The following is a 13,516-nucleotide window of genomic DNA, read 5'->3' on the forward strand; positions in this document are numbered from 1 at the left end:
CTCCTCGATGACGCCGGAAGAGATAGCACAGACTTGTTTGTATTGTAAACTAGTCTGCCAGTGAAGACGAACGTCGTCCCCCATCCTGGGGAAGGGAGGTTGCGCCCAAACGAAATCGGCCCTCTCCGGGGGAGAGGGCCGATGGGTCAGTGGACGGTGGGGGCTTCGAGGTCTGTGCCGTCAGACACCGGCGTGATGGGGACCGAGACGGATGGCCCCGCGTTGGGGAAGTTGTTCTCGTCGCGATTGGGGGCGACGCCTTTCTCCAGCAGGTCCTTGATCTCCTCGCCCGAGAGGGTCTCGTACTCGAGCAGGGCCTGGGACAGCTTCTCGTGGTCCTTGGCCTTCTTCTTGAGGATCAGGCGAGCCTCATCCCAGCCCGAGGTAACGAGGCGTTTGACCTCTGCGTCGATGGTGCGGGCGGTTTCCTCGGACATGTTCTGGGTGCGCGAGACCGAGTGGCCCAGGAAGACCTCTTCCTGGTTCTCGCCATAGGCTACGGTGCCGAGGATGTCGGAGAAGCCCCAGCGAGTGACCATCGCCCTTGCAAGCTTGGTGGCCTGCTCGATGTCGGATGACGCTCCCGAGGTGATGTTGGCCTTACCGAAGATCAGCTCCTCGGCGACCCGGCCGCCGGCCATGATGGCGATGCGGTCGATCATCTGTTGGTACTTCATCGAGTAGCGGTCGCCTTCCGGCAGCTGCATCACCATGCCCAGCGCACGGCCGCGCGGGACGATGGTCGCCTTGTGCACCGGGTCGGCCATCTTGACGTTCATGGCGACGATGGCGTGGCCGGCCTCGTGATAGGCGGTCAGGCGACGCTCTTCCTCGTTCATGGCCATGGACTTGCGCTCGGCGCCCATCATGACCTTGTCCTTGGCGTCCTCGAAGTCGCGGTGGGTGACCATGCGACGGTCCTTGCGTGCCGCCGTTAGCGCCGCCTCGTTGACGAGGTTAGCCAGATCGGCGCCGGAGAAACCGGGGGTGCCGCGGGCGATGGTCTTCACGTTCACATCGGCGGCCAGCGGCACGTCCTTCATGTGGACGCGCAGGATCTTCTCGCGGCCCGAGACGTCGGGGTTCGGCACCACGACCTGACGGTCAAAGCGGCCGGGACGCAGCAGGGCGGGGTCCAGCACGTCGGGACGGTTGGTCGCCGCGATCAGGATGATATTCTCCGACGCCTCGAAGCCGTCCATCTCGACCAGCAGCTGGTTCAAGGTCTGCTCGCGCTCATCATTGCCGCCGCCCAGGCCTGCGCCCCGGTGACGACCGACGGCGTCGATCTCGTCGATGAAGATAATGCACGGAGCGTTCTTCTTGGCCTGTTCGAACATGTCGCGCACGCGGCTGGCGCCGACGCCGACGAACATTTCGACGAAATCAGAGCCGGAGATGGAGAAGAAGGGCACGCCCGCTTCGCCCGCTACGGCGCGCGCCAACAGCGTCTTGCCGGTGCCGGGAGGGCCGACCAGCAGGGCGCCCTTGGGGATCTTGCCGCCCAGACGCTGGAACTTGCCCGGATCCTTGAGGAAGTCGACGACCTCCTGCAGCTCTTCCTTGGCCTCGTCCACGCCGGCGACATCCTCGAACATTTTGCGGCCCTTGTGCTCGGTCAGCAGCTTGGCCTTGGACTTGCCGAAGCCCATGGCGCCGCGTGCACCGCCCTGCATCTGGCGCATGACGAGGAACCACAGGCCGACGATCAGCAGGAACGGCAGGGCCGCCAGCAGAATGGAGACCAGCAGCGGCTGGCTCATGGTCTTGGAGTCGACCGTTGCTCCGGATTCGGCGATCGAGTTGATCAGGTCGCCGTTCGGCATCGGGGTGATGACGGTGGCGGTCTGGTTGTTCTTGAGGGTGACCGTCAGCTTCTCGCCGCGGGATTCGACCTTGGCGATGTCCTTGTTATTCCGGGCCTGAAGCAGGTCCGAGTAGGTCATCTTGGCGGCGGGCGCTCCGGCCTTCTGGCCCGGCGCTACGGCGGCGCCGCCACGGCCCACGGCCGCATAGACAGCAAGCGCGCCCAGGATGATCACGCCCCAGATGGCCAGATTGCGCAGGTTCATTCTCGTCTCGATCCTTCGGAGCGTTCGTCGCTCCCGGTAAGTTCAGCGCCTGAAAATAGGTCGTTGCAAGGCTGGGCGCCATGCGTCGACAGATCCAGTGCGCCCTCGTGCGGCGTTGTGTCCAGTGCGAGCGCCAGTCTCTGTTCGACCAGACCGGCGATCTCCGTCCCCTCCCCTGCAAGACGCGTGTCGCCCGAGCCGTCCCGGATCAGGACGGGCATGGCCGCGCGGGCGGCGGGCGGCAGGGGCTGGAGGCTGGCGCGGTCGGCGTCGGACAGGGCAGAGAGACGGCCAGAAGCGTGAGCGACGGACCATCCGGGCTCCGTGACGGTGAGGGCGAAGCGGCCGTCCCAAACGGTCTCGACGCCCGGTTGAAGCGCGACCGGCGCGGCGCCCGACCGGGCCAGTTCGCCGGGTTCGCGCATGAGCAGAACGAGGTCTGCGTTCGCATCAAGGCGGGCACCGGCGAGGACGGCGGTAAAATCTGCGCCGGATGTCAGGCGACCGGCGAGGGCGCCAAGCCGGTCTCCCCGGGGAAGGCGGTCTCCGCCTCCCGCGCAGACCAGACCGGCAGCGAGGGCGCTTCGGGGCGTATCGCGGCTGAGGACGATGACGCCGCCGTCCCGCACGGACAGAGGGGCGGTTGGGCGGGCAGTCGGCGAAGAGGAGACGGACGCTGAACCCTGAAGGGTTGTCCGGGCGCGGGCCCGGGCGAAGCGGGGGTCGGTGTTGGCGGGGTCGTCTAGCCATGACGCCCCCTGCCCCTCCAGCCAGTCGCGAATGTCGGCGCGGCGGGTGGAGAGCATGGGGCGGAGCAGCATCAGGCCCCGGCCCTCTGGCCATGCGGGCGACGGAGACCATTCACGGGGATCGCCGACGGTGGATCCCCCGGCCCGCATGACGGAAGCCTCGGTGAGATCATCAGCGGTGTGTCCGAACAGGATGACCCGAGCCCCTGCCTGACGCGCGGCATCGGCGATCAGGCGGTGCCGCGCGCGACGAGCGGCGGCGGGCAGGCCGGTGGTGGGCTTGTCGCCGGTCCAGTCCAGACCGCGCCAGTCGGCGCCGATGGCTTCGGCCTGTTCGCGGGCGAAGGCGGTCCAGCGCGGGCTGTCAGGGTTCAGACCATGGTCGACGGTCAGGGCCAAAAGCGGTCGCCCGGCCTCACCCGCCCAGTCAGCGGCAAGGCGCAGCAGGGCGATGGAGTCACCGCCGCCGGACAGGGCGACCGCGATCGGCCGGGGGTCGTCACGCAGGAGGCGGGCGGACAGCCGCGCTTGGACCGCGCGGGTCCAGTGGTCGGCGGTCTGGCTCAGCCCGGTCTCCGCGCCGGGGTCGCGGCGGGGGCGGCGGCGCAAGCGAACTCGGTGCGCAGCTGTCCGGCGCGAGCGCGGAGCGCAGCCGATGCGGTCGGGGCGTAGCGGCGGTTGAACTCGTTCAGGGCCGTGCAGGCCTGCGTCTTGCGCTCGCTGGCGTTCAGGGCGGTGGCGAGCTCAAGCGTCGTGGCGGCCGCCCATGGCGCCGTCGGCCATTCACGCAGGGCGGCGGCGTAGGCGGAGACCGCCCCGGCGCTGTCGCCGGCCGAGACGCGCAGGTCGCCCAGACGACTGTTCGCCTCGCGGGCTTGCGGCGTGTCGGGCCAGGCGAGGATGACAGTCTGCAGTGCGCGGTCGCCCAGCTCCGGATCGCTGGCGGCCAGACGGGCGGCCGCGGTCAGGTCGCGGCCGGCGTCGCCGGTGGGCGAGGTCGAGCTGATCGGGGCGGACAGTTCAGCCTGACGGCGGGCGGCGGTTTCGATGGCGCCAACCCGGGCGTCGGCGTCGCGGAGCCGCTGGGTCAGGGTGGTGTTGGTGCGGGTGGACTCGTCGAGCTGGAAGGTCAGGCGTTCAAGGTCGCCGTTGACCCGCTGGACCGTCGCCTCAAGGTCCTGAAGGCGGCGATCCATGGTCTGCACGCGGCCTTGCAGGGCGATGACTTCCGGGTCGGGCTCGACCAACGTCGGTTGGCCCGAGGCGTTTCGCTGGGTGATCGCCCGTTCAAGCCGGCGGACGTTGCGGTCCAGCGCTTCCAGTCGCCGGTTGTCCCACTGGATGGGCGCCATCGGCGTGGTCTGGGCGACCACCACGGTGGTTCCGGCGATCAGGGCGACGCCGATGACGGAGGCGAGGATGGTCCTCGGACGGAGAGCGGACGGAAACTTGAGCATGGCGTTTGGTCCCACCGATTTGAGGCCGCCGCAAGGCGTCAGACGCCAACCGCCAGCCACAGCACCGTCGCCATGAACAGCGATACGATGATCCAGCAGAAGACCTGCAGGAAGACGAAGCGCCAGATGGTCGAAAACCAGCCAAGCTCATAGCCGCCCTTCAGCTGGGCGAACTGGTGCACCGGGATGCCGAAGATGACCGCCAGCCACGCCAGCCCGCCCAGCGCGGGATGGATGAAGCCCAGCCCGATGGAGATCAGGCTGACCAGCACAACGAAGGTCAGGGAGTACAGCACAAAGACGCCGTGGTCGTAGAGCGTCGACCGTCGCCGCCACAGGAAGAGCAGCGCCATGAACGGGATCGACAACGGCACCAGCAGGAAGGCGAATTTGTAGAAGGTTTGCTGGACCTTGTAGACGGCCAGATCCGGATTCATGAGCTTCTTGGCCCACTTCTTCGCCCCGGGCCAGGTGGTCGGGTTTGTATAGACCTCGGACGCGATGTCCCGGGTGTTGGCCTGCCAGCTGCCGGGCTCCAGACCGTCTGCACGGGCCGCGCTGCTCTTCGCAGCCTGACCGCTGACTCCGGCCAGAACGTTGTCGGCCACATCCAGGGCGGCCTTGTCGCTGGCGGTCACCGCCTCCGCGCGGGCGGCGGCGATCTGCTCGCGCCCGGCCTTGAACTCCGCCGCGCCCTCCTCGCCGGCGACCTGACTGACCGGGTTCACATGCGGCGTCTCGGGTAGGTGGACGAAGCTGAGGGCGAAGAAGGTGATGAAGACGGTGAACAGGAACATCGCCAGCGGCGAGACGTAGCGGGTGCGCTTGCCGTGGATCCATTCGCGGGTCAGCCGACCGGGATTGAAGGCCAGCAAGGGCAAAGTACGCCAGATGCGGGCGTCGAAATGCATGACGCCGTGCAGCACCTCTTCGCCCAGATGCAGCAGGCTGCGATGGACGTGGGTGGGCTGGCCGCAGTTGGCGCAGAAGTTTCCGGAGACCTCGGCACCGCAATCGGAGCAGGTGGTGGCGTGGTGCTCGCCCGCCTTGCCGGTCGGGCGTTCGATAGCTCCCGCCAGCAGACCTCCGGTCACCACACCGCCCGCGTCTTCGATGTTCATGCGTCGATCCCCCTGCGCGGGCCCTATCTAGCCAGCGTCGACGAACACGGAAATGAAAAAGGGCGCCCACGCGTGCGGACGCCCTTTCAGATGCGCGGTCGCCGACCCTAGCGGGTCGCGCCCGACACGATGGCGGTGTGGGCGTTGCGGTTGCGGGCCCAGGCATCCTCGCTCGAGCCGGCCGCGATCGGACGCTCCTTGCCGAAGCTGATCGTATCGATGCGGGCCGCGTTGACGCCGCGCTCGATCAGATAGTTGCGAACCGACTCCGCGCGACGGGCGCCGAGGGCGAGGTTGTACTCGCTGGTGCCGCGTTCATCGGCGTTGCCTTCGATCCGGATGGTGACGCCAGGGTAGCGCTGCAGCCAGCTGACCTGTGCGTCCAGACGGGGGAAGGCTTCCGAACGGACCGAATAGCTGTCGAGGTCGAAGTAGATGCGGTCGCCGACGTTGACGACGAAGTCCTGCTCCGAACCCGGAACCGCGGCGCCGACAGAACCGCCCTCGATCGGGCCGGAGTTTCCGCCCGGATACTGCGGATTGTTGGCCGGGGGCACTTCGGTGCCGGCGCCGGTGTCGGCGGGGCGGCGCGGAGTACAGGCGGCGATGGCGGTCATGGCCAGGCCGACGGCGGCCAGTTTGATCAGCGGGGTCGTCTTCATCATCGGTCTTCCTCCAGGTCGGTCGAGGCCGGGGCCTCAGCTTTGCAATAAATCGTTGGGGCAGGCTACGCCGACGCTTCTGTCGGCCGGTTAACGCGGGGTGGAGCCGAATGGCTCCGCTACGGGATAATCAGGTCGAACAGGCGTCAGCGCCGCCACCGCCGAGATTGGTCGGCTGCTGATCCAGCAGCGGCGACCATGCGGGGGACGAACCGCGGCCGGTGTATCCAGACTGGCTGACCACGCGACCCGACAGGTCGACGGTCCACAGGCGGGTGTCGCCGCTCTGGTTCTGGCGGGCGAACATCAGGTAGCGGCCGTTCGGCGCCCAGGACGGGCCTTCCTCGAAATAGCTGGACGACAGGCTGCGTTCGCCCGATCCGTCGGGAGACATCACGCCGGTCGAGAACCGGCCGCCGCCCTGTTTGGTGAAGGCGATCAGGTCGCCGCGCGGGCTCCAGTTCGGGGCGGTGTAGAGGCCGCCGCCGCGCGAGATGGCCCGCTGGCCCGAGCCGTCGGCGCGCATGACATAGAGGCGCGCGCTGCCCGAGCGGTCCGATGTGAAGACGATCTGGCTGTTGTCCGGGCTGAAGCTGGGCGAGGTGTCGATGCCCGGGTCGGTGGTCAGGCGACGCACCTGCCGGCTGGACAGGTCCATCACATAGACGTCGGTGTTGCCGCCCCGGATGATCGAGAAGGCCATCTTGGTCCCGTCGTTCGAGAAGCGCGGGGCCAGCACCTGACCGTCGAACTCACCGAGGCTTTCACGACGGCGGGTCTGCAGGTTGTAGAGGTAGATGCGGCTGTAATCCTTGCCGAGCGCCACATAGGTGATCTCGTTGGGGTCATTCAGCGAGAAGCGGGGCGACATGATCACCTCGTCACCCTCGGTCAGATATTCCGGATTGAAGCCGTCCTGATCGGAGATGGTCAGCCGCGAGACGCGATTCAGCTGCGTCCCGCTTTCTGAGACGAACAGCACGCGGCTGTCGAACAGACCGGCCTCGCCGGTCATGCGCTGATAGACGAGGTCGGCGATCTTGTGCCCGATCCGGCGCCATTGCTCTGGCGTGGCGGTGAAGCGGTAGGCGACCAGCTGGCACTGGCGATAGGGATCATACAGGCGGAAGCCGAAGTCGTTGCGTCCGTCGGGGCGCGGCGTGACCGAGCCGTAGAGCACCGCCTGAGCCCCGATCGACGTCCACTGCGGGAAGTTGGGAGCGTTGGCCAGCGTCAGCCCGGTCTCGACGAAGCTGTTGGGATCCAGCGGCTCGAAATAACCCGAGCGGCGCAGGTCGGCGCGGATGACGCCGGACAGGTCGGAGCCGTTCTGGCCGGCGAAGTTCACCACCGCGATCTGCAGCGGACGAAGCACGCCCTGATCGATCTCGACCTCGACAGGATCCTGGCGCGGCGGAGTCTGCGCTTGCACGCCCGCACCGAATGCGTTCGTCGCCATCGCCATGATGGCGGCGCTGGCCAGAATTCGTTTCAGACGCATGGGGTGCTCCCGCAAAAAGTCAGTCGTTCGCCGGCTCTTGTGAGTTGGTCCGGTCGCTCAAGGCCAGCATCAGAGCGAATGGGGCGACTTTCGGGCTGGTCAGGTCTCGTCATCGGTTCCTGCACGCGCGTTCGGTCACGAAGGTGGGGCGGAAAGCGCCGCCCGGGAATCCAGCAGGCACATCGAAGGGCGCTGTCTGGCGGATGGCGCGCACGGCTGCATCGGCGGCGGCGCGGTAGACCGAGTCCGACCGGGGGCCGATCAGGTCGGGGCCATCAATGATCCGGCCCCGCTCATCGAGGGTGACGTCCATCTGGATGCGGAGATCACGCGCGCCGGGGATGTCACAGGGCAAAATCCAGTTCGGATAGACCTGATTGAAGATGGCGGTGATCTGGGGGCCCGTGGCTTGCGGCGCAGAGCCCCTGCCCTGCTGGCCCGTCGCCGGACGCGTGCCCGGCCGGGTCGCCGCGCGGGGCGGTCCGGCAAGTGCATCGAGGTCGAGCGAGTCCTCGCGCGGGCGCTGGGGCGGCTGGGCGCGGGGCGGCGTCGGGCGCGGCGGAGTGGGCTGGGCCTTTGGCGGGGTCGGGGTCGGGGTACGCGGCGGGGTTGGACGTGGAGGCGTCGGGCGCAGCGCCGGCGCCTTCTTCGGCGGCGGCGGAGCGGGCGTCGGCGGCGTCGGAGCAGGCTCGGGAACCGGTTCAGGCGGCGCGGCTACGGGTGCGGTCGAGGCGTCCTCGGTGACCAGTTCCTCGCTCGGGTTGTCGGGCGCAGCGGCCTCGATAACCACATCCGAGACGATCGAGACCGGCACGGCGTTGACCATCGGCCGTTCAGGCGGCTTCGGTGGGGCGACGAGCATCGCTCCCACAACGGCCGCGACCACGCCGCCGTGCACAAGCACCGAGCCGATCAGGGATGGCGTGGGACGTTCCAAGCCGTCAGTTCCCCTCGCCCGAGGTGTCGGTGATCAGGTTCAGCTTGGTGAAGCCCTCGGATGACAGGCGCGCCATGACACGGGCCACGGCCTGGTAGGGGGCCCGGCCGTCGGCGCGGACGAAGATCGGCTTCTCACGCGCGCCCTCGCCGCCTTCCTGCGCGACGCGGAGGACGAGGTTCTCCCAGCTGACGCCCTGATCGCCGACAAAGATGGCGCCGTCGCGGTCGATGGAGACCGAGACCGGGTCCTGGTTGGCCTCAACCGCGCTGGCTTCCGTCTTCGGCAACTCGACCGGCACGCCCGTGGTCAGCAGCGGAGCCGAGATCATGAAGATGATCAGCAGCACCAGCATGACGTCGACCAGCGGGGTGACGTTGATCTCGCTCAGCGGCCGTTTGCGCGCGCGCCTGCGGCCGCGCACATGTCCACCGCCTGCGCCCCCGCCCATCGCCATCTCAGAAGTCCCGACGCGGTTCGGTCACGGGCGGCGCCGACGGGGCGGTCGAGCCTCCCAGACGGCGCGCCACGGCGGCCTGCAGGTCGTCGGCGAAGCTCTCCAGCCGGCCCGTGAACTTGCCCGCGTCGATCGAGAACTTGTTGTAGGCGATGTAGGCCGGGATAGCCGCGGCGAGACCGATGGCGGTGGCGAACAGGGCCTCGGCGATGGCCGGCGCCACGGTTGTCAGATTGGTGTTGCCCGCCGCCGCGATGCGGCCGAACGCGTTCATGATGCCCCAGACCGTGCCGAACAGGCCGATAAACGGCGAGGCCGTGGCGACCACCGACAGCACGCCCAGACCGTTCTCGACCCGCTGGCCTTCTCGCGCGATCAGGCTGTCCAGCGCGCGGTCGATGCGGGCCATCAGCAGATTGCCCTGCTCGCCCGACAGGCCGCCTCGCGTCCGAGCCTCACGCCAGTCAGCCAGCGCGATCACCAGCATGCGCGGCAGGGGATGGGCCGGCTGGGACCCGGCCTGTGCGGCGATATCCTCCAGCGACCGGCCCGAACCGACCTGAGCCTCGAAGGCGTCGGCCTCGCGGTTCAGGGCGGTGAACTTGATCGCCTTGTCGATGATCACGGCCCAGGACCACAGCGACGATCCCGCAAGGCCGATCATGATCAGCTTCACGACAATGTCGGCTTCCATGAACAGGGTCACGGGATTGAGCATTCCGGGATCGGCGGGTGGGGTCATTCGGGAATCCTTCGCGTCCTGCCCCTAGCGAGCGGACAGGCGTGGCGGTTCTGTGGCGGTGTGGTTTCGGGTCTACCGGGGTGTGGCCTTCAGGTCACCCGTCGATGTCTGACAGATGCGTGAACGGTGAAGCTTTGCTTCACTCCTGACGGGCGGTGTTGGGCTGAACCGCAACCGATACCGGGGCGCCGACGCTGATGATCACGCCTTCGTGGCCTTCCTTGGCGATCGAATAGGTGGCGGCGTCGCGAAGCAGCTGGTTTTCGCAGGCGACGTCTCCTGCCCGACCCAGATCGGTGCAACCCAGCTTCGCAGCGTCAGCCCAGCCGCGCACGCGTCGGGTCGCGGCCTCGGCCCGGCTGATGGCGGCCTCGTCCTCTGCCTTCGCCTGCGCGATCAGGGCCTGACGGGCGCCCTGCTGATACTGCAGCTCGGCCTGACCGGCCATCTTGCGCTCCCAAACCTTGTAGTGCGGACAGCCGACCAGTCCGCCGCCGATCCCGATGAGGATCAGCAGGCCGATGACGATGAGGGCGGTCCAGCTTTGACGATCGGTCATCTGGGTCATGGTGCGGTTCCTTCGGTTTGATCGGCGAGCCACGGTCGAACCTTGTCGACGAGGGCCCGGGTCGGACGGCGCGGGCGACCGTCCATGTGAATGCAGACCACCTCAACCTCGGCGCGGCACAGAGCCTCGTCGCCGCGGGTGACGGTCTGGGTGATCAGCAGGCGCGGCCCCTTCGCCGCTTCGTAGAGGGTGCGCACGACCAGTTCGTCATCGATGCGGGCGGGCTTCAGGAAGGTCAGCCCCATCTTCGAGACCACGAAGGCCATCGGCTGGTCGCCGTCCAGCAACTCGGCGTGGCCGACGCCCATCAGCCGCAGCGCATCCGACCGGCCCCGCTCGAAGTAGCGGACGTAATTGGCGTGATAGACGAGGCCGGTGAAGTCGGTGTCCTCGTAATAGACGCGCACCGGCAGGCGATGCTCGCGGCCTGCGAAACGTCCGGCGGTGGGGCGATCGGTCATGGCGCGGCCGGCAGGTTCTGGACGGTCATGAAGCCGGGGCACAGGTCGCGCTGCATGTCGTCGAACTCGGACTTCAGAGGATCGGTCTCCAGAATGATGCGGTTCGGGCGCGAGACGAAGGCGACGTTGCGGCCCTCGGTCCGCACATAGCCGCACAGGGCGTTCCGGCGGCCTTCCTCGCTGTAGACCACGGTGACGCGCGGGTTCAGGTGGGTTCTCAGCTGGCTCTCCGCCCGCTGGAGCGGCGAGACCTCGGTCCGGGTCAGGGCGTTGCGGCTGACCAGCCAGACGATCGCCACGCCGAGCGCCAGCACCGCGACGCCCAGCACCGCGATCAACCGTTCGATCCTGATGACCCGGCGCGCCATGCCGCCTCCTCTCGCGGGGAGCATGCCGGGGTTCGCCGCGGAGGTGAACCCTTACTTGCCGCCGAACAGATCGCCGGCTTGCGGCGCCTTTGGCGGTTCGGTCAGACCAAGGTGGCTGTAGGCCTTTGCACAGGCCATGCGGCCGCGCGGCGTACGCTGGATGAAGCCCTGCTGGAGCAGATAGGGCTCGATGACATCCTCGACCGCATCGCGGGCCTCGGCAATGGCGGCGGCGAGAGTGTCCATGCCGACGGGACCCCCGCCGTAGTTCTCGATCAGGGCCTTGAGGAAGCGGCGATCGAGGCTGTCCAGTCCGGCCTCGTCGACCTCGAGCCGGGCCAGCGAGCGTGCGGCGACCAGCCTGTCGATGGTGGCGGCGCCCTCGGCCGTGGCGAAATCGCGGACGCGGCGCAGCAGCCGGCCGGCGACGCGGGGGGTGCCGCGTGCGCGGCTGGCGATCTCGCCGGCGCCGTCCTCGGTGATCGCCGCGCCCATCTTGCGTGCCGCGCCCATGATGACGCGGGTCAGTTCGGACGGCGTGTAGAACTCGAGCCGCAACGGAATGCCGAACCGGTCCCTCAGCGGCGTCGCAAGCAGGCCCGCCCGTGTCGTGGCCCCGACGAGGGTGAAGGGAGCGAGGTCGATACGAACCGACCGCGCCGAGGGGCCCTCGCCGATGATCAGGTCCAGCACGTGGTCTTCCATCGCTGGGTACAGGATCTCTTCTACGGTCGGGGCCAGCCGGTGGATCTCGTCGATGAACAGCACGTCGCGCGGTTCGAGATTGGTCAGGATGGCGGCGAGGTCGCCGGCCTTGGCGAGGATGGGGCCAGAGGTCGCGCGAAAGCCGACGCCCAGCTCACGCGCCACGATCTGCGCCAGTGTGGTTTTGCCCAGCCCCGGCGGGCCGAACAGCAGGACGTGGTCCAGTGCCTCCTTCCGGGCGCGGGCAGCGTCAATGAAGACCTTCAGGTTTCCCTTGGCCTGCTCCTGCCCGACGAACTCGGACAGGGTCTGAGGCCGCAGGGCGCGGTCATAGGTTTCGCCGGGCGCTGGATCGGCGGAGATGATGCGGTCGTCGGTCATGACGTCCTTCTCCCCTCGGGGGAGAAGGTGGCTCGCGGAGCGAGACGGATGAGGGGGATGCCGGACACAGACTGGCTATCGGACATTGAGACCGGACGAACCAGCCCCCTCATCCGGACGGCTCCGCCGCCCACCGTCTCCCCCGGGGGGAGAAGGATATCGGCGATGCTTCTCACCGCCCCAGCTCCTGCAAGGCCGCACGGATCACGGCCGACAGATCGGCGTCCTCACCCAGCCGGATCAAGGCCTGATCGACGGCGCGGCGGGCGTTGACCTCGGCGACGCCGAGACCGAGCAGGGCGGAGACGGCCTCACCCGTAGTGCTGGGCGCCGGCGCCGCGACCTCGACATGCACGCCGGGCGCGGAGGGGGTGAAGCTGACCTCGCCCAGCGGCTTGCCCTTGAGTTCGGTGACGATGCGCAGCGCCAGCTTCGGTCCCACGCCATTGGCGCGCGCTACGGCGGCCTTGTCCTCCCGCGCGACGGCGCCAGCCAGTTCGCCCGGCGGCAGGACGTCCAGCACCGACAGCGCGGCCTTGGGCCCGACGCCCTGAATGCCGGTCAGGGTGGTGAAGGCGCGCCGCTCATCGCGGGACAGAAAGCCATAGAGGCGCGGTCCGCTCTCGGCGTTCCAGACGTGCTCGATATGCAGGGTCGCCTCATCGCCGGGCGCGGGCAGTCGACCCAGCGTCCGCGCTCCGCAGGCCACCACATAGCCCACGCCCACGCAGTCGATCAGGCAGTGATCCTGCTCGACCTCGGCCAGCACGCCGCGCAGTCGCCCGATCATGCGGCCCCCGCGAGCAGGGCCCGCTTGCGCAACTGGGCATGGGTGATGGCGACGGCCAGCGCATCCGCAGCGTCGGCCTTCACCTCACCCGCTCCGGGCAGCAGGCGTTTGACCATGAAGGCGATCTGGCTCTTGTCCGCATGGCCCGCGCCGACCACCGCCTTCTTGATGAGGTTGGGCGAATATTCCGCGACCGGCAGACCGCATTTCGCCGGAGCCAGCATGACCGCCGCGCGGGCATGGCCCAGCTTCAGCGTCGAGGCCGGGTTCATGTTGACGAACACCTCCTCCACCGCCGCCTCATCGCAGCCGTGGTCGGCGCAGATGACGCTCAGCGTCTCAAGAAGATGGAGCAGGCGTTCGGAGAAGGGCGCGGTTTCGGAGGGCGTGACAACGCCGTGGGCGACCCAGCGCAGACGCGAGCCCTCGCTGACCACGACGCCCCATCCGGTGCGCCGCAGACCGGGGTCCAAGCCGATTATGCGAGTCGGTTCGTTCGCCATCCGTTCCGTTATTGCCCGACGGATGCCTAACAGACAATGACC

The 13,516-nt window shown here is 68.3% G+C and carries 15 protein-coding genes; all 15 read right to left on the reverse strand.

What is annotated here, in order from left to right:
- Positions 1-146 precede the first annotated feature (146 nt).
- Positions 147-2,072: an ATP-dependent zinc metalloprotease FtsH gene (gene ftsH, locus ACIQC9_RS10010; RefSeq protein WP_400615089.1), complete on the reverse strand. Its 1,926-nt coding sequence runs from the start codon at positions 2,070-2,072 to the stop codon at positions 147-149.
- Positions 2,069-3,388: a tRNA lysidine(34) synthetase TilS gene (tilS, locus tag ACIQC9_RS10015; RefSeq protein ID WP_400615461.1), complete on the reverse strand. Its 1,320-nt coding sequence runs from the start codon at positions 3,386-3,388 to the stop codon at positions 2,069-2,071. The genes ftsH and tilS overlap by 4 nt, the downstream gene beginning before the upstream one ends.
- Entirely contained in the window at positions 3,385-4,278 is an 894-nt protein-coding gene (locus ACIQC9_RS10020) for a tol-pal system protein (protein WP_400615092.1), read from the reverse strand. Before ACIQC9_RS10020 ends, tilS begins: the two co-directional genes overlap by 4 nt.
- Positions 4,279-4,316: 38 nt before the next feature.
- Positions 4,317-5,399, reverse strand: a complete 1,083-nt coding sequence (locus ACIQC9_RS10025) for a DUF3667 domain-containing protein (protein ID WP_400615094.1) — start codon at positions 5,397-5,399, stop codon at positions 4,317-4,319.
- 107 nt (positions 5,400-5,506) lie between these two features.
- Positions 5,507-6,061: a peptidoglycan-associated lipoprotein Pal gene (gene pal / locus ACIQC9_RS10030; RefSeq protein WP_400615464.1), complete on the reverse strand. Its 555-nt coding sequence runs from the start codon at positions 6,059-6,061 to the stop codon at positions 5,507-5,509.
- 130 nt (positions 6,062-6,191) lie between these two features.
- Positions 6,192-7,562, reverse strand: coding sequence for a Tol-Pal system beta propeller repeat protein TolB (gene tolB / locus ACIQC9_RS10035; protein WP_400615097.1), 1,371 nt, complete (start codon positions 7,560-7,562; stop codon positions 6,192-6,194).
- 109 nt (positions 7,563-7,671) lie between these two features.
- Positions 7,672-8,499: a hypothetical protein gene (locus ACIQC9_RS10040; RefSeq protein ID WP_400615100.1), complete on the reverse strand. Its 828-nt coding sequence runs from the start codon at positions 8,497-8,499 to the stop codon at positions 7,672-7,674.
- 4 nt (positions 8,500-8,503) lie between these two features.
- On the reverse strand, positions 8,504-8,956 hold the full coding sequence (locus tag ACIQC9_RS10045; protein ID WP_400615102.1) for an ExbD/TolR family protein: 453 nt from the start codon (positions 8,954-8,956) through the stop codon (positions 8,504-8,506).
- Between the two features lies 1 nt (position 8,957).
- The gene (tolQ, locus tag ACIQC9_RS10050; RefSeq protein WP_400615104.1) at positions 8,958-9,698 is read right to left on the reverse strand and encodes a protein TolQ; all 741 of its coding nucleotides are present in this window, start codon (positions 9,696-9,698) and stop codon (positions 8,958-8,960) included.
- A 139-nt stretch (positions 9,699-9,837) separates the two neighbouring features.
- Complete coding sequence (locus ACIQC9_RS10055) at positions 9,838-10,266, reverse strand: hypothetical protein (RefSeq protein WP_400615106.1); 429 nt, start codon at positions 10,264-10,266, stop codon at positions 9,838-9,840.
- Positions 10,263-10,727 (reverse strand): tol-pal system-associated acyl-CoA thioesterase, encoded by a 465-nt coding sequence (gene ybgC, locus ACIQC9_RS10060; RefSeq protein ID WP_400615108.1) that lies wholly within the window; start codon positions 10,725-10,727, stop codon positions 10,263-10,265. Before ybgC ends, ACIQC9_RS10055 begins: the two co-directional genes overlap by 4 nt.
- Positions 10,724-11,095, reverse strand: coding sequence for a hypothetical protein (locus tag ACIQC9_RS10065; RefSeq protein WP_400615111.1), 372 nt, complete (start codon positions 11,093-11,095; stop codon positions 10,724-10,726). The genes ybgC and ACIQC9_RS10065 overlap by 4 nt, the downstream gene beginning before the upstream one ends.
- 51 nt (positions 11,096-11,146) lie before the next feature.
- Positions 11,147-12,181, reverse strand: a complete 1,035-nt coding sequence (gene ruvB / locus ACIQC9_RS10070) for a Holliday junction branch migration DNA helicase RuvB (protein ID WP_400615114.1) — start codon at positions 12,179-12,181, stop codon at positions 11,147-11,149.
- A 172-nt stretch (positions 12,182-12,353) separates the two neighbouring features.
- Positions 12,354-12,971 carry a Holliday junction branch migration protein RuvA gene (gene ruvA / locus ACIQC9_RS10075; protein WP_400615116.1) on the reverse strand — a complete coding sequence of 206 codons (618 nt, stop codon included), beginning with the start codon at positions 12,969-12,971 and terminating at the stop codon, positions 12,354-12,356.
- Positions 12,968-13,474, reverse strand: a complete 507-nt coding sequence (gene ruvC, locus ACIQC9_RS10080; RefSeq protein ID WP_400615119.1) for a crossover junction endodeoxyribonuclease RuvC — start codon at positions 13,472-13,474, stop codon at positions 12,968-12,970. The genes ruvA and ruvC overlap by 4 nt, the downstream gene beginning before the upstream one ends.
- Between the last annotated feature and the right edge of the window lie 42 nt (positions 13,475-13,516).

The sequence above is a fragment of the Brevundimonas sp. NPDC092305 genome (genome assembly GCF_044755415.1).
In the GTDB taxonomy this organism is placed as follows: Bacteria; Pseudomonadota; Alphaproteobacteria; order Caulobacterales; family Caulobacteraceae; genus Brevundimonas.